Genomic DNA, 17,674 nt, shown 5'->3' with positions numbered 1-17,674 from the left:
TGAGCTGTTAATAAATATTGTGTGGTTATAGCTCCCTATACAAATAGGCTTCTTATTGATAACCGCAAGAGTTGCTATTTATTGATGTAGATACTAGGTAAAATTCCTACCCAGCCTACTCAACGCTACGATAACTACATTTTACATGTGCAACGGCATAAAAAACAACATAATGAAAATGAATGGGGTACTTACATATTAGTAGAAGGGAAATAGGCGTTTTTCTTAGCAGAATATCCATTCGCCTATCAATAAAATGGACATTTCGTCGATATACTTTTTAGAGCTTAAATGCTTTGATAAAAATCTACATAGAACGTACGATGAAAACTTTAAAAAGAAAATTAGCCTTCTTAGGTATTGCCACCATACTTCTTTCCACTTCGCTTTTTGGGCAGAGTGGAAAGTTCCTATCTAAGGGCGACAAGCAATTTCGTAAAGGACATTATCAGCATGCCATCGACCTTTACACCAAAGCCAAGCTAACAGATAAAACAACTGCAGAAGTAAGCTATAAAATTGGTGAAGCTTACCGGTTGTCTAACCGAGTTTACCTTGCACAAGAATATTATGAAAAAGCACTTGCTGCTGGCGGAGACTACGAAAATGCCAAGTTTTACCTGAGCTATGCTTATAAGATGAACGAAAAATATGACGAAGCCATCGCACAGTTTAACCTATACTTAGAGGAAGGGTCAGAAACAGCGTTTTGGGACTTGGCTAAGCTTGAGCTGAACAACTTAGCTTCTATCAAAAAAATATTGGATGATGAAAAAAAGAATAACGAATACATCCACCTGTATGCTGTTGACTCGGTAAATACTGATGGAGGTGAATATTCCCCTTTCATTATTCGAGATTCAACTGGGGCGGCCACAAAGCTATATTATACAGCTACAAGCGAATCAGATATTTTTGGTGCTACTGGTCAAGGTTTCAGCCGCTTATTTTTAATGCAACTTACCGATACCATCAACAATACAGGACAGAAAGAAAAAGTAGATATCCCATTTTTGGTAGAAAAAGCAAACTATAATATTGGAACGGTAGCTGTGAGCAAAGATGGCAAGACCATTATTTTTGCAAGAGGCAACTCAGGGAGAAGAAAAGATAAGATAAAGGATGTAAGTTTATTTATTACCGAATTCAATGATACCATTTGGTCAGAACCTGTGCTTTTGCCCTTCTCAGATCCTAAAATTTGGGACTCTTCACCAGCATTTTCTAACGATGGAAAAACTTTGTATTTCTCCTCGACCAGAGCTGGCGGATATGGCGGCACGGATCTCTATAGAGTAAAAAGAAGAAGAGATGGGTCTTGGGACAAGCCTCAAAACATGGGCTCTAAAATAAACACACCTAGAAATGAGATGTTCCCTTATGTTTCAGAAGATGGAAGGCTTTACTTCGCTTCTGACGGACACCCTGGGTTTGGAGGTTTGGATATGTTTGAAGCCACCCGAAAAAAGAAAAAAACATCAATTGAAAATCTTGGTCTCAAATACAATTCTTCTTACGACGACTTTAGTTTAGTTTGGAGAGATACACTTTCGGGTTATTTTTCATCTAACAGACCGGGAGGTAAAGGAGACGATGATATCTTCTTTTTCTATGACAAAACGCCTCCTAAGTTTGATTTCTTTGTAGAAGTAGGCTTAAGATATGGTGACGATGGTGGAGATAAAGACGGAAATTTCTTTGCCGGTGAGCCAATATTAGGTGCGAATGTGAAGGTGATGAAAAGGATCCCCCCAAAAACGCTTACTGCAGGGCAACTTGAAATGGCTAAGATTGAACTGGTAAAGAAATATGAGAACAACGTAAAAGACTCCCTTGTAAATGTACTTGCCTCTGATGTAAAAGATTCATTGGTTTCCCAATATGCAGAAGATATTCTTGAACCTCTTACTGCCCAACTTGAGGCAGAAGCTGGTGAGGAATTGGCAACAGAATATGTGCTGAACGTAAAAGACTCTTTAGTGGAAGTTTACGAATCACAAGTAAAAGATTCACTTGCTACGGCACTTGCCCCCGCAATCAATGAAGTGAAGGATTCGCTTATAGCCAGCTATGAAGAAGTAGTGAAAGATTCTTTAGCAAACCCTGTATCGGAAGAGTTTGAAGAAGTAGGAGAATACACTACCGGTAAATACGGTAAGCTCAAATTTGAGATGGATCCTGATACGGAATATACTTTCGTAATGGCTAAAAAAGGAGCTCTCACCAAAAGGGTCACTTTCAAAGCACCTCCAAAAAGAGATGTACCTATCGAAGAACTTGTAAAAATCGGCATAAAAGACACTGTATTCAGGCAGGAGTATGAACTAGATAGACCAGAGGTAGGTGATATAATCACCATGGGAAAAGGAAAAAATGGATATGAGTTCGATCAAATCTATTATGATTACGATTCTTATTATTTTGAGGAAAAAGACAATCCACAACTCGATAAACTCGTAACTTTCTTAAAAGACAACCAAAATATCAAAGTAGAATTACGCTCACATTGTGATGATAGAGGTACGGATGTTTACAACCTATTACTATCTCAGAAAAGAGCAAATTTTGTAACAGATTACCTCAGTTCAAAAGGCATTCCATCCGATCAAATAACAGGAAGGGGCTACGGGAAATTTGAGCTTAAAGTTCTCAATGCTCAAACTGAAGAAGAACACCAAGAAAACAGAAGGACTGAGATAAAAATCGTGGAGATCCTTAACCAATTAGAAGATCAAACTCCAGAGGAAATAACACCTGAAGCTGAATCATCAGAAGAAAAAACACTACCTCAAGAAAACTCTCAGGGACAGTAAAAAATATTTTCACCTTTTCTATAAAGCAGGACTACACAGTTTGTAGCCCTGCTTTTTTTATTCACTCATCTCAAAAGTCCACAATTAGCATACGTATAAAACGGTAAGCGTTTTATTCACAATCATTAAAAAATCAACTAATCAATATATAATCAATCTCAATACCATAACTACAAGATGTTAAAATACTTCTATTAATAAATCTGTCCATTGAAGCCTACTCTATTCGTGTACTGCCCATATTAACTCCAATAATCCCCCCAAAAACCTTGTTTAATAAGTAGGAATCAAGACTAAATCCTTTATTTGGTTTACTCATAGTTTCTAACGAACACTCCAGCATGGATAAATTATTTACAAACAAACTTTACCCTTTAAGACTACTTTTTGTCGTCGCTATCATTGGGATTATTTCAAATGGTTATTTGGTCAACACTCATATTAACAGGCTTTATGATCCTATTTGGCTTAGACTAATCGTTTGTATCCCAATTACAACTGTATTTTTCCTTACTTTTTCCACTCTTTTTGTAGAAAAATACTTGTACAAATCTTTTTACATAGTAGCTGCCACATTCTTTATATGGGTTGAAATTCTACTATACTTCAACAACCTCGACCTACATTATATTTACCTCTGGATAATCGGGCTAGTTGGCTCTGCGCTAGGAATAAAAACCATCAACCATTTTAAGTGCTTTGTCCTCACCATTCTTACTATTACTTTACTCACCTTAGTTTTCTTGTCTCCTCCTCTTGAAACAACTATATTATTCATTCAACTTGTTATTTATGCTTCCTTAGTTGCTTTCTTAATCATAGGCAACCTACTGAATTACCAAAATAAGCTAGAGCGAAGTAACGAGCAGCTAGAAAAGCTAAACCAAGAGTTTGTTAGAAGAGAGGCTGAGGTAAGAAGCAATCGGCTTTTATTTTTATCGGTATTTGAAAAATCGGCTGATGCTATATTTCTTATTGATGCCGAAACCAAAACTATAAAAGACTGCAACAACAGAGCTCTCGATATTTTTGATACTAGCTCTAAACGCTTTTTAAAAGGAAAAGAAATAAGTATTTGCCTAAATGCACTGAGGTTTGAAGAAATAAATAATGAAATAAGTACATCAGGTTATTGGAGCCGAAACATAAACTTTCAAACTTGTAAAAACGCATCTCTTTGGGGCAACGTAGCCTTTACAGACATAGAAGACCGGAGAGGGGAAAAATTATATTTGCTCCGAATCACGGACATCACCACAAGAAAGCTCAACGAGGAGGAACTAAAAAAAGCAAAGGACAGGTTTGAGTTGGCGGTTGCCGGCTCCAAAGCTGGTATCTGGGATTGGGATATTAAATCTGGACAAATCTATTTCTCAGGTGGTTTACAAAAACTATTAGGCTATAAAGAAGGGGAATTAGAAAACAGATCATCAACCGTTTACAATTTAATGAACGAAGAGGATATTCCTGAAATCAAAGAAAACCTTTCACAATACCTAAACCAAGAAACTGGAGAATTCGAATCAGAGGTTAGGCTCAAACATCGCTCAGGTAAATACAAATGGTACCTGATAAAAGGAGCTGCACTTTGGAACGAATGGGGAAGCCCCAACAGGTTTACCGGTAGCCTTACCGATATAAACGATCTTAAAGCTGCCGAGGAAAGATTGACTATTCAAAATGCTGAGCTGAAAAAGGTAAACTTTGAGCTTGACAAATTTGTCTATAGCGTCTCCCACGACTTACGCGCCCCAATCACTTCTGCCATTGGGCTCATCAATATTTTCAAGATGACCGACAATGCCGAAGAACAGAAAAAATATATGGCTTTGCTCGAAAAGAGCATGTATAAACTTGATGACTTCATCAAAGACATTATTAGTATTTCAAGAAATTCTAGAATGGAGATTGATGAGTCTGAAATAGATTTCCATAGCCTTGTTACGGATTTGTATGATGAGCTTAGATACATGAAGCAAGCAAAATATGTAGAAACCAAGCTCTACATCACAGGTGATGTGCGCTTTTTTACCGATAAAACTAGGTTAAGCATCATTTTGAGTAACCTGATCTCAAATGCAATCAGGTATTCGTTCCCCGAAAAGAACAAATCTTGGGTAGAAACCCATATAGATATAACACAAGAAAAAACAGTGATTAAAAGATCCCCACCCAAAGGGCGGGGAATTGTGATAGCCCCTGTAAGGGGGTAAACTGCCCTTGCCCCCAAAGGAGGCAAAGGAATTCATTGTCCCCGGTTATAAATCTATTTTATTACTTTGTTATTCTTAGCTCTCGTTCTTTTTTTCCTGTTCTTCTTGATACTCCACGTAAAGCCTTATCTTTTCTGGGTCAAGCCCTACCGTATCAACACAATAGCCTGTTGCCCAAAAACGGTTGCCCCAATAGGGGCGTTGCTTCAGCTTCTTGAACTTTGAAAACAACCGTATGGCTGTCCGGCCCTTCAAGATCCCCACCACATCGGAAACCGAATATTTGGGAGGGATATCGATAATCAAGTGAACATGGCCCTTTTGGACGTTCAGCGTATCGATAATACATTTCTTTTGGGAGGCGTACTGCATTATATGCTCTATTGCTGCCCTTTTTATTGCTCCTTCGAGGATTCTATACCTATATTTAGGTGTCCAAACTATATGGTACTTGCAATACCAGATCGAATGTGACAATTTGTGAAAACGGCTCATAATATATTCTTCGGTTGTGGGGACAACTCTTGAATATAATCATTGGGCCGTTTTCTGGCTTAGCCACGCAGAGCGGTTATTAACCACGCTCATAGAGCGTGGATTTCTAAGTTGATATTAAAGTAAGCGATAATGGAAAAGGAATTGCCCCTGACCATATCGAAAAGATTTTTGATATGTTCTATAGAGCTACGAATGAGATACCTGGCTCAGGCTTAGGGTTATTCCTTGTGAAAGAAGCCACATCAAAACTAAAGGGTGAAATTTCAGTAGATTCAGAATTGGGGAAAGGTACTTCATTCACTCTTATAATTCCGAACAGCAAACCAAAAGTTGGAAAACCAATAAAACAAGCTTCTTTTTAGGAAAAGAACATCCCCTATTAAAACCCCGAAGGAGTATCTGATACATTTTTTCGGGGTTTTATTTGTTATCCCTCCAAATATTTCTCTTCTTGGTTAGATTTAAGCAGCCAAAACAAATTCAATTGAGTGCGCTTTTTGACCTTTATGAAGAATGTATTATTACTCTTATTATGGTCTTTTATAAACCTTACTACTTTCGCCCAAGAGGTGAAACTTGAGGGGCGGGTCTACGACAAAGATAATAATACCCCAATTCCATTTGCAGCAATTAATATTTCCACAGATAGCAGCAATACTTTTTTTTGTAATGCAGATGGGCGCTTTCGGTTTTCCAGCAACCAGTCTCCCAAATGGCTCAAAGCATCACACCCCGACTATAAAGACGCTAAGTTCCAATACATCTCAAACTTTAGCTATAAGATGTTTCTTGATAAAAAGAGCCAAACACCCCATCCTTTTTCCCAAACCGCAAGACATGATGCTGAATTGATCATTCAACAAGTGTTGGCAAATGCCGATTCCAACAATTTCTTGAGACAAGGAGCTTATAAATATGATTTTTATGAGAAGACCAAAGTTGACCTAACTTTCACTCCCAATATGATCGAGCATGACCCAGACTCTCTTTTCCTATCTATGATCAAGTCTAAAAACAGACATCACCTGTACCTACTGGAAACCTATGGAAGCAATACGCACTCCAAGGTAGGAAAAAGCCAAACTACGATAAAGGCAGCCAAAGAAAGCGGTCTAAAAATGGATGAGTTAAAAAACACTGAAATTGGCTTAAATAATATTTCTCTTTATGAAAATAACATTGTTATGTATGGGGAACGGTTTATTTCTCCGTTGGGAAAAAGCTATAAGCAATACTTTTTTACCCTAGAAAACTCCTACAAAAGGCAGGAAGGTGACAGTATTTATCAAATTGCTTTTTCGGGAAAGCCTAACTCATTCAACAGAACTTTAAAGGGGCGGTTATACATCAGCAGTAAGAACTATTCCATTGCTATGATAACGTTTTCGTACAATGGTGTACTGAGGAAAATCACCTATTATCAGCAACTATTGTATTTTGGAAAAAAGAAAAAGTGGTACCCGATACAAGAAAGCTCAATAATAAGCCTCAAGGAATATCCTAAAAAATACCTTGGAAGTACTATCACCAAACAATCTTATTATTCGAACCTTGACTTTAGCACCAAAAGAGACCTACAATTTGGAATAATACTATTCGATAATTTCAACGAAGAAAACGAAGAGTTTTGGGAGCTCAAAAGAGAAGAAAACCTCACTGAAACAGAAAGGCTAAGCTACCTTACCGATTACCAAAACTATGATGGTAGCAAACTAAAAAAATGGTACAAGATAAGTAAGGCTTTTTACAAAAATGAACTAGCCTTCAATTGGATTGGCATTGACCTAAATAACCTATTTAAAATAAACAGCTACGAATTTTTGAGATTGGGAATAGGAGCCAGAACATCAGAAAAGCTCTTCTCTAGGTTTTCCGTTGGTGCTTATACTGCTTATGGCTTTGAAGACCAAGCTTGGAAATATGGTGGAGATTTTGATTTTTATCTCACCAAAAACAAAAACTTTAGCCTTGGGGGAAGTTACGTAAAAGACCTAGAAGAACCAGGGAGGAATGATTACCTAAACACAACCCAAAGTTTTTTCAGAAGGTTATTCACCTCTCGGATGGATATATTACGAAAGACTTCAGTTGATTTTTCAGGTAGGTTAAACCAAAATATTGAAATCAAACTGGAAGGGGCTAAATACAGCAAAGAAAATACATACGATTATATATACAGACCTGAAGCATCCTTAATTCAAGACAATCCTTACAAGTTACACTTTACAGAGCTAAACTTTATGGGGAAGTATGAAATAGCTGGAGGAGACCAGCTTTTTGGAAACTTTAGTTATCCCGCTTTTTTTATAAATTATAGCAAAGGGATAAACACCTTATTAGATGGGGAATTTAGTTACAGCAGGCTTTCAGGGAAAGTCGATTTTACTATTTATTACCCAAAATATGGCGAATCAAGTATTACTATAGAAGCTGGGGTTGTAGAACCAAACAACCCTTATCCAGTACTTTTTAATGGTAGGGGCGGTAAAAATAGCATTGGGTACAGTAGTGGTATTTTTATTAAAGACGCTTTCCAAACAATGGATTTGTATGGGTTTGTAACCAATAAGTTCACCAACATTTTTGTTACTCATAATTTCAAAAAACTAATCCCAAAAGAGGGAAAGTTTAAGCCTGAGCTTGGTATTGCCTTTAATGCAGGATGGGGAGTATTTGATGGCAACAAAGAAGACCATGTAGGGATTACATTCGAAGATTATTCAAAAGGGTTTTATGAAACAGGGCTATTGTTCAATAACTTATTAAAATCTAAAATACTAGGGCTTGTGAAAGGAGGATTGGGGGTTGCCTTTTATTATACGGTAGGTCCTTATGCCGAAAAACATGTCTTTCGCAATACCAGTGTTCGGTTTACTTATGTGGTTAAATCTATTTAACCAAAAAAGAGGCAGGTTTCCAAATTATGAAACCTACCTCTTTTAAGTCTATCTAGCTTTTGCTTTCTTCTTTATCTTCGGCAGGCTTTTCTTCTGCTTTCTTCTTTTTCGGCTTAGCTTCAGCTTTTGGAGTTTCTTCTTTTGGAGCTTCAGCTTCTTCTACTGCAAAAACCTCAGGGAGCTCTTTTTTCAATAAGTTGTACCAACTTACAATTTTCTTAATATCAGAAGGATACACCTTTGACCTATCGTAATCGGGAAGGATTTCTTCTATAAATGACATCAAGGCAGCGTTATCTTTCAAGTCGATTTCAACGCTTTCGCCTCGTAGTGCAGTTATTTTTTTGAAAACATCTTCTAATTCTACCGACTCTTCGGCACCTGTAGTATAAACAGATATTTCTTTTAGCACAGAAACCCTGTGACTTGGTGTAACAACTACTTTTGTCTTCTTATCGTCCAAGGACTCTACAATCATCCCTGTACGGGTGGTTTTAATTACTTTGAACAAGCCAGACTTGCCAGCTATCGTAGTTATTTCTTTTAATGTAAATCCACTCATCTCTTTGGTATTTTCGCTTCTAATATTGATTAAGGGTGCAAAACAAATCAACTTCGGCTAAAAAGTAAAACATTTACCGCTTTCCCTTTCTAACCCTTGTCGTTCTTCGACTATTTTAAGCTTTTATTAATTTCTTCAACTGCATCTAAAACCTCATTTACCCCTATTTTTTTCTCTGCTGAGGTTATAAAATGCCTTGGCATCTCTTCCCAAGTTTCTAAAAACTCCTTTTTGTATTTTTCCACGGCATTTTCAGCCCCTTTTGCCGAAAGCTTGTCAGCTTTGGTAAATACGATGTAGAAAGGCAACTGATTTTCACCCATCCATTCCATAAATTCCATATCTACTTTTTGGGGGGAGTGCCTGATATCTACCAACACAAACGTGCAGATCAACCCTTCTCTTTTGGAGATGTAGGTACGAATCATCTCGTCGAAACTATCCCTCATTTTTTTGCTCACCTTCGCCCAGCCATAGCCTGGCAAATCGACCAAATACCAACTATCGTTGATAGTGAAATAATTAATAAGTTGTGTTTTTCCTGGAGTACCAGAAATCTTGGCTAGTTTTTTTCGGTCGGTAAGCGCATTGATCAAAGAGGACTTTCCCACATTTGACCTGCCAATGAACGCATACTCTGGCAAACCGCTTTTGGGGCAAGCCTCCATTTTTGGGTAACTACCTATAAATGTTGCCGAGTTAATTTTCATAACAGATTATTTTTGCTAATATAGGCAATAGTAGCAGTGCATACCACTTATCGCATTTTCAATCAAAATATATGCAAACCGAAAAAAAGCTCAAACCTGCTTCAGGGTTTACATTTATCATTATTCATTTGCTGATTTTTGCCAGTGCACTTGCCTGTTTTTATACTGAGCAGCTAGGGCAAACTGGCATTGTCATTCTCCTAGTTTCGCTTGTGCTTTTTAGAGGGTATTTCACCGTTCAGCTAAACGAAGCAAGCGTACTAACTTTTTTTGGAGAGTACAAAGGTAGTGTAAAAAAAGCGGGCTTTTATTGGGGAAACCCCTTTATGAGCAGAACTAAGCTTTCTCTCAAACTACACTCTTGCGAAACTGAAAAACTTACCCTCCCCGACCAAAATGCCGAATTGGTGGAAATTGGAGCTTCTATAGTGTGGAAGATCCAAGATTCATATCTCAGCTTATTTGCCTCTGATTCTCCCGAAGCTTTCATAAAAAACCAAGCAAAAATCTGCCTTGGTGAGCTAGTTGGGCAATATCCTTATCAGCATTTTGACAATGCAACCACCACTACGCTCAAAGACCTCCCTACCCTCAATAGCAAGCTAGATGTAGAACTAAGCGAGGCTTGTAAAAAAGCTGGAATTGAGATTTCCAATGTTAAAATAACCCATCTGAAATTTATGGGAGAACCCCTTCCCAGCAAACAGCAAATAAGGTATAATCTTTTGCTGAAGAAGAAAAGCGCCGAGCTTTCGATAGATATTCTCGAATCCATGTTGCACAAACTTGCCGGCAAAAAACTGGACCTTTTTAGCCAAGACCAACGAGCCGAGTTCATCACCTCAACTATTTCCGCACTTTGCCAAGATGATCTTTCTTACCTTACCAAAAACAATAAAAATAGCGAATAAACATCCTAAAAGCTCTTTTTAGGATATTTCAACTCTTGCCATTTAACCTCAAAATACACCAACTATCCTATACAAGCTAATGTTCTTAATATAGTACTTGGCAATACCAAGTTCCCCTATTACTTTAGCTTTACAGAAAAGTGAAAATCTCTTTATTTTAAGTAAATATATAAGCATGAACCTGGAAAATACCCAGATACAGATGAGAAAAGGTATTCTTGAATTTTGTGTGCTGAGCATAATTTCCAGGGGAGAGATATACGCATCCGACATGCTGGACGAGCTTACTAGCGCAAAGATCATGGTGGTGGAAGGAACGCTCTATCCGCTCCTCACCCGACTACGAAAAGCTGAACTAGTTGACTACAAATGGGTAGAGTCGACCACGGGACCGCCTAGAAAATATTATACACTGACCGACAAAGGAAAGGCTTTTTTACTCAACCTTACCGATACTTGGAAAGGACTTATTTCTTCTACCAATCAAATTATCAACCATTAATACCTTTCAAAAGCAGCCTCAGGAAAAATAGCATTAGTCATGAAGAAAAATATAAGTATCAATATTGGGGGGATAATTTTCCATATAGAAGAAGATGGATACGAAAACCTTTCTGAGTACCTCAGCGAGATCAACTCCTACTTTGCCAACTACGAAGATAGCTCAGAAATTATTGCTGATATTGAAAATAGGATCGCTGAAATATTTCTTTCAAAACTCAATGAGAACAAGCAGATAATTACAGTTGAAGATGTAGACCTGCTTATTGAAACTATGGGGCGTGTCACTGACTTTGAAGCTGCGGAAGCTACGAGTGACCAGAGTTATAGCACTGGTTACTCAAGTGCCGAGTCGGGTTATTATTCTGCTGCTAGCGAACCAAAAAGTGGCAAAAAATTATTTAGGGATGAAAAAAGGAGGCTGATTGGGGGAGTTTGCTCTGGAATGGCACATTACCTCAAAATAGATCCGCTCTGGATCAGGTTGGTATTCATGCTTTCTGTGTTTGACTTTTTGTTTGACTTTACCATCACTGGCTTTTTTGTACTTGCGTACATTCTTTTATGGATAGTGATCCCTGGCTCTTGGTCGCTCGAAGAAGATGAAAATATGAGAAGGCTTTTCCGCGACGAGGACCGGAAGGTAATTGGAGGGGTTGCCAGCGGAGTTGCGGCATATTTTGGAATAGACAAAACAATTGTCCGAGTAATATTTGTGGCAAGTACTTTTACTGGTGGTATAGGGCTTGTCACCTATCTTATTATTTGGTTTATAACGCCCGAAGCCCGATCCATTACCGAAAAGATGCAAATGAAGGGAGAACCGATTACCCTTTCCAATATAGAAAGCAAAATAAAGGACAGTCTGCATTTTGGAGACGATGAGGAAGATGAAAACATTTTAGTAAAAATTCTTCTTTTCCCATTTAGGCTAATTTCTAAACTTCTAGATGGGGCAGGTCCAAACTTAAAACCATTTGGAAGGTTTTTATTTCGATTTTTATCTGTACTTGCAGGCATCTTTTTATTTATCGTTTCCTTGGCAGTTACAGTAGCCCTTTTGGGAGTGCTTGGCGTGTTTTTCGGAGTTATCAACAACTTTGACCAAATCGCACAAAATGCTGAAATCCCAATTTCAATTATCCAAAACAGCTTACCTCCGCTAGGTCTTGTATTTGGATTTATGGCGGCTTGGGTCCCTTTTATATTTGTAGGAATTCTCGGGCTTTCACTTATAGCCAGCCGCATAATCACTGCTCCTTTGGTCAACTGGGGGCTATTAGGCCTTTGGATCATTGGGCTGATAGGAGCGGGAGTTACCCTACCCATTTTCTTTACAGAATTTCAAGCCAGCGGTACCGAAAAGCAGGTGAAAGTTTTTGATGTGCCCGAAGAAAGACTTGAGCTTTCTATCAATGAAAATGCAAAAGACGAATTTTCTAATGTAAAGCTGACCATTAGGGGTCACGAACGAAATGAGATAGAATTGGTGCAGTGGCACGAGTCAAGGGGAAAAACTAGGCAACAAGCTATTCAAAATGCCAAAAAGGCTGTTTATGACTTTGAGCCTTCTAATCAAAACCTTGTTTTCAACACGCATTTTACCCTCAAAGAAGATGCTCCATATCGCATGCAGGAAGTCAAACTCCGCTTGTTTCTTCCTTACAAAAAAGAATTTACCATGGATTACCAGCTCAAGGATATTTTACTGAATACGCTACACCCTAATAACTTTTCGGTGAGCGACCTGAGAGAAAACCATGTTTGGTTCTTTGACGAAAACGGGCTGAACTGTGTGGACTGCGCCAGTGCTAAAGTTGAGCAACAACAGGAAAATTTTGGCTCAGTTTCTAGTACGAATGAGTACGATGATTTTGACAACATAAGAATTAGCGGAGCATTTGAAGTTCAACTTACCCAGGGAAATACCCGTACAGTATCGATCATGACGAACAAAAGTCAGTACGACGATTTGGAGATCATAAATGAAAATAGGGAATTATGGATAAAAAAATCTGAGCAATCATCTTCAGAAAAACCCGAAGCAATTGTCATTGCCATCACTACTCCACGTTTTGAGAATTTAAAACTAGAAGGGGCTATTAAAGCCAATTTAAAAGGCTTTGAAACAAAAGAAACAAGAATCAACCTCTTGGGAGCAGTAGAGCTTTATGCGGAAATAGATGCTAAAATGCTTGAATTGGAAGCTACCGGTGCTTCAAAAGCAACCTTAAAAGGTGTTGGGGAATCCCTTAGCCTCAAAATACTCGGTGCTTCAGTTGTAGAAGCTTATGATTTCAAAGCCAAAAGAGTCAAAGTAGATGCTCTTGGCGTGAGCAACGCCCAAGTTTTTGCCTCTCAAAAGCTAAATATCAATACATCTTTTGGTAGCTCGGTAGACTATAAAGGTAACCCAGACCAAATCTTGGAAGGAGAAATTAAAGAGGAAGAATAAGCAAACTTGCTTATAATCCTTTTACAAGAAACACCCTGAAGTCTTGAGTTTAACAAAATAGCCGCTATCTGCTTTCTATTGGATATATTTGCGATAAAGGAAATCAAAAACCTGATTTATGGGTTTTGGTAGGTAAATAAAAAAGGTTTACATGCAGCATATTCGGGCTATTCTAGACTTTTCAAACAAAAATAGATTTCTTTCATTCTTTTTATTTAGCTGTTTTTTCAGCTATTCTACATTTGCTCAAATTGGAGGGGTAGGGTCTTTCCAGTTTGTGGACTTGCCTATAAATGCCAGGCAAGTTGGGTTGGGCGGGGTAAACATCACCTCGTCTCATCAGGATCCAACCATGTTTACCTCCAACCCGGCACTCCTTTCCGACTCTACCGACCGATTTATTTCATTTAACCACCACTCTTACCACGCAGGCATTCAAAACAACCAATTGCTTTTTACCGCTGACTTCAATAAAATAGGCACTTGGGGAATAGCCATTCAACAACTAAACTATGGTGAGATAGACGGGTATGACGAAAATGGGGAGGCTACTGGAAGCTTTAAGTCCAATGACTTTATGATGATCCTCTCCCATTCGCAGCAACTCGGTATTTTTAAGTTAGGGTCAAATGCAAAAATCATCCAATCTAATATAGCTGGATACCAAGCTAGTGGATTGCTATTTGACTTGGGGGGAGTTTTCTCCCACCCCACCAAAGATCTTACTATTGGGCTTACCTTCAGGAATATTGGCTTTGCTTTTCAGAATTACCTCCCCAATCAATCCTTTTCCATGCCTTTCGATGCATTAATCGGTATCACTTTCAAACCAGAAAGAATGCCTTTTAGGCTCTCTTTTACCGCTCGGGAACTACACCGATTTCTGCAAATTGCTTACGATGATCCTAACGATTCGGACTCCGACGATGGATTTGGCCAACCGACTACTAACGATATTTCATTTGCAGATAAACTATCAAGGCATTTTGTATTAGGAGGCGAAGTTGTGTTCAGTAAAAACTTCAACTTAAGAGTTGGGTACAACTTTTTACAAAGAAAAGAGTTGATACTTGAGCAAAGGCGGGGATTAGCAGGGTTTTCTTTTGGAGCAATGCTGCGAGTCAAAAAAATTGAAATTGCTTATTCCCGTTCGTCGCAATTTGTATCTGAAGGAACAAATTCCATCACAATCACAGCCAATACAAAGTCATTGATCAAAAAGAAGAAGCAAATAATTAACTGATTAATGTAAATTTGCTTTCAAAGAATCAAGCTTAAACTTTTTAGGCAACCATTCATTTAAAATATTTTTAGGTGGGAATTGTTTACATAAGCCAAACCCTATCGCCCCTTACTAAGTTAGTCAAGCTAATTCATTATCATTAATTAATACGCAAGCATTCAAAATATTTTATTCATAACTATGTCATTACCCGATAATTACCTGACACCCAAAGGAATAGTAGAAGAATTGGACAAATATATTATTGGCCAGGACTCTGCCAAACGAAATGTAGCTATTGCACTCAGAAACAGATGGCGACGCATGCACGCCAAACCCGAGATGCAAAAAGAAATAATGCCCAACAATATTCTAATGATAGGGTCAACCGGTGTAGGTAAAACAGAAATTGCTCGTAGGTTGGCTAAAATTGCCGATGCTCCATTCACCAAAGTAGAAGCTTCAAAATTTACCGAAGTTGGCTATGTTGGTAGAGATGTAGAAAGCATGGTAAGAGACCTGATGGAACAATCAGTAGCGATTGTAAGGGACCAGAAGAAAAAGGAAATAGGGGAGAAAGTGGATCAAATAGTGGAGGAAATGATTCTTGATGCCCTAATTCCTCCACTTAAAGGAAGAGGGAATAACCCAATTCCCAGCAGCTCCTCAGAAACCCCAACCACAGATACCGAATTGAATGAAAAAACGAGGGAACGCTTTAGAGAGAAGATAAAAAACAAAGAGCTAGAGGATAGGAAGATTGAAATAACTGTAGAAAATGCCAATAACTCTGGCGTTGGGGTAATTGGAGGTTCTGTGGACGAAGTTTCTATGATGAATATCCAAGAGATGATTGGCGGGATGCTTCCCAAAAAGCAAAAAAAGAGAAAGGTTACGATAGAAGAAGCAAGGAAAATCCTTCACGAAGAAGAAAGTGCCAAGCTGATCGACATGGATGAGGTAAAGGAACTTGCTATTGCCAAAGCCCAAGATACTGGAATTATTTTTATTGATGAAATCGATAAGATCGCAAGTAGCTCATCCAAAAGCGGAGGAGGAGCTGACGTAAGTAGGGAAGGAGTTCAGAGAGATTTACTCCCAATTGTGGAAGGATCAGCAGTAAATACCAAGTATGGGATAATTAATACCGAACATATTCTTTTTGTAGCAGCAGGAGCATTTCACGTTTCAAAACCGTCCGACCTTATTCCTGAATTACAAGGTCGTTTCCCTATACGTGTAGAGCTCAACAGCCTTACCAAAGAAGATTTCTACCAAATTTTGAAAGCCCCAAAAAATGCTCTTACAAAACAGTATGAAGCTATTTTTGAAGCAGAGGGCGTTTCTTTAAGTTTCACTGATGATTCTTTGGAAGAAATAGCATCTATCGCATTTAACATTAATACGGAAATAGAAAATATAGGGGCAAGAAGGCTTCATACCGTTATGAGCCATTTACTAAATGATTTTCTTTTTGAAGTACCCGATACCATTGTGCCCAACTCTAAAATTTCCGTAAACAAGCAAATGGTAGAGGAAAAACTGTCAGATTTAATCGTAAATAAAGATTTAAGTCAATATATTTTATAATGCATTGATCTTTATTGTTTTATAATTTTATGACTGTAAAATTAAATTTCACCGAATAAACAGCATGCATAACTAGCGGTAAATAAAAAAATGTTTATTTTAGCGTTAGAGGTCAGAATAGCTTTTCAAAAGAAATGTGAACATTTGAAAAATACACTAATTTTTTCTTTGTTATAGAATCAATATTTTAAAGTTTTAAGCTTTCTTGCATCAAATTTGATTACAAAACCATGTCTTTTATACATGTTGCTTAAAGAATTACTACGGCAACCAACTTTACGTTTACTTATGAAAACCAACAGATACTTTTCTATTGTCTTCTTTGCGCTTTTTTTGCTAGCAGCCCCTGTGTCTGCCCAATGGCTAAAGTTGGGAGGTCAAGGTAGATTTACTAAAAAGAAAAGGTATTGGAGTGTCGGCATGTCGGCTAATTCCATGCATTATTTTGGAGATATTGTTCCCAAAAGCAACCTTGGTAGCATGGATATAAAATACACCCGACCTAATATAGGTGTTTTTGCCCAAAAAAGGTTCTTACCACGCTTCACAGGTAGAATGGCTTTTGCATGGGGACAGTTAGCTGGTAGTGACCATACTTCTGCCGACCCTACAGATAAAGACACAGGAGGTTTTTACAGATATAAAAGAAATTTACATTTCAGAAACAACCTCTATGAGCTTAGTACAACTGTACTTTTTGACTTTATAGAAAACCAAGGACTTGCCCAAAGAAGACCTGATGTTCCAATACCTTACTTAATGGCAGGTATTGCTGCCTATTACCATAACCCACAAGCTATTCGCCCAGAAGCAGACGTGCACACTGGAACACCATATTCTGGCTCGAAATGGGTTGATTTAAGACCTTTAAAAACAGAAAATCAAGACAAGCCTTATGCTGCTGTTGGTATTTCAATTCCTGTAGGAGTTGGTGTTAGGTATAGAATCAGTACAAGCATGGACATCGGGTTTGAAGTCGGTTATAGGTTTACATTTTCCGACTATTTAGACGATGTAGGAGGTAGTTATGTAGATCTAGGAGAGTTTGAAGACCCTTTAGCAAGGTCTTTGCATGATCGTTCAGCCGAACCAACAGATCGATATAGTGGCGAGGCTCGTTCACCAGAAACCGAAACCTTTGTTTCTACTGTAGATGGAAGAACCTACACCTCTGTTAGAGGATATGGTCAGGGTGGTGTAGGCGAGCTTAGAGGCGGATCTGATAAGGATGCTTATTTCGTCATGGGATTCCATGTTGCCTACATATTCTCATTCATAAAAACACCTAAATATCGTTAGTAC

The 17,674-nt window shown here is 38.2% G+C and carries 12 protein-coding genes; 9 read left to right on the top strand and 3 right to left on the bottom strand.

The window, feature by feature from the left end; translation table 11 throughout:
- Positions 1–323 precede the first annotated feature (323 nt).
- Both R9C00_28105 and R9C00_28100 read left to right on the top strand, forming a co-directional pair.
- Positions 324–2,813 (top strand): OmpA family protein, encoded by a 2,490-nt coding sequence (locus tag R9C00_28105; GenBank protein ID WPO35565.1) that lies wholly within the window; start codon positions 324–326, stop codon positions 2,811–2,813.
- 341 nt (positions 2,814–3,154) lie between these two features.
- On the top strand, positions 3,155–5,026 hold the full coding sequence (locus R9C00_28100; protein WPO35564.1) for a PAS domain-containing sensor histidine kinase: 1,872 nt from the start codon (positions 3,155–3,157) through the stop codon (positions 5,024–5,026).
- Between the two features lie 75 nt (positions 5,027–5,101).
- Here the strand turns inward: R9C00_28100 and tnpA are convergent, their stop codons facing one another.
- On the bottom strand, positions 5,102–5,521 hold the full coding sequence (gene tnpA, locus R9C00_28095; GenBank protein WPO35563.1) for an IS200/IS605 family transposase: 420 nt from the start codon (positions 5,519–5,521) through the stop codon (positions 5,102–5,104).
- A 509-nt stretch (positions 5,522–6,030) separates the two neighbouring features.
- Here tnpA and R9C00_28090 point away from each other — a divergent pair.
- A complete protein-coding gene (locus R9C00_28090; GenBank protein ID WPO35562.1) occupies positions 6,031–8,421 on the top strand; it encodes a DUF5686 family protein in 2,391 nt (796 codons plus the stop codon).
- A gap of 52 nt (positions 8,422–8,473) precedes the next feature.
- On the opposite strand, the gene R9C00_28085 is transcribed toward R9C00_28090, so the two are convergent.
- A complete protein-coding gene (locus R9C00_28085; GenBank protein ID WPO35561.1) occupies positions 8,474–8,983 on the bottom strand; it encodes a DUF5606 domain-containing protein in 510 nt (169 codons plus the stop codon).
- 110 nt (positions 8,984–9,093) lie between these two features.
- Entirely contained in the window at positions 9,094–9,693 is a 600-nt protein-coding gene (gene yihA, locus R9C00_28080; GenBank protein WPO35560.1) for a ribosome biogenesis GTP-binding protein YihA/YsxC, read from the bottom strand.
- A 71-nt stretch (positions 9,694–9,764) separates the two neighbouring features.
- On the opposite strand from yihA, the gene R9C00_28075 reads away from it, so the two are divergent.
- The 6 genes from R9C00_28075 to R9C00_28050 all read left to right on the top strand — a co-directional run bounded on the left by R9C00_28075 (position 9,765) and on the right by R9C00_28050 (position 17,671).
- Positions 9,765–10,604 carry an SPFH domain-containing protein gene (locus R9C00_28075; protein WPO35559.1) on the top strand — a complete coding sequence of 280 codons (840 nt, stop codon included), beginning with the start codon at positions 9,765–9,767 and terminating at the stop codon, positions 10,602–10,604.
- A 175-nt stretch (positions 10,605–10,779) separates the two neighbouring features.
- Positions 10,780–11,106 carry a PadR family transcriptional regulator gene (locus tag R9C00_28070; protein WPO35558.1) on the top strand — a complete coding sequence of 109 codons (327 nt, stop codon included), beginning with the start codon at positions 10,780–10,782 and terminating at the stop codon, positions 11,104–11,106.
- A 39-nt stretch (positions 11,107–11,145) separates the two neighbouring features.
- Positions 11,146–13,560, top strand: coding sequence for a PspC domain-containing protein (locus R9C00_28065; protein WPO35557.1), 2,415 nt, complete (start codon positions 11,146–11,148; stop codon positions 13,558–13,560).
- A gap of 151 nt (positions 13,561–13,711) precedes the next feature.
- The gene (porQ, locus tag R9C00_28060; protein WPO35556.1) at positions 13,712–14,803 is read left to right on the top strand and encodes a type IX secretion system protein PorQ; all 1,092 of its coding nucleotides are present in this window, start codon (positions 13,712–13,714) and stop codon (positions 14,801–14,803) included.
- A 180-nt stretch (positions 14,804–14,983) separates the two neighbouring features.
- Positions 14,984–16,372, top strand: a complete 1,389-nt coding sequence (gene hslU / locus R9C00_28055) for an ATP-dependent protease ATPase subunit HslU (protein ID WPO35555.1) — start codon at positions 14,984–14,986, stop codon at positions 16,370–16,372.
- 288 nt (positions 16,373–16,660) lie between these two features.
- On the top strand, positions 16,661–17,671 hold the full coding sequence (locus tag R9C00_28050; protein WPO35554.1) for a DUF6089 family protein: 1,011 nt from the start codon (positions 16,661–16,663) through the stop codon (positions 17,669–17,671).
- The last annotated feature ends 3 nt before the right edge of the window (positions 17,672–17,674 follow it).

This window comes from Flammeovirgaceae bacterium SG7u.111 (assembly GCA_034044135.1).
Lineage (GTDB): Bacteria > Bacteroidota > Bacteroidia > Cytophagales > Flammeovirgaceae.
Note: the sequence above shows the minus strand (reverse complement) of the source record. Positions and strands in the feature narration are given on the sequence as shown.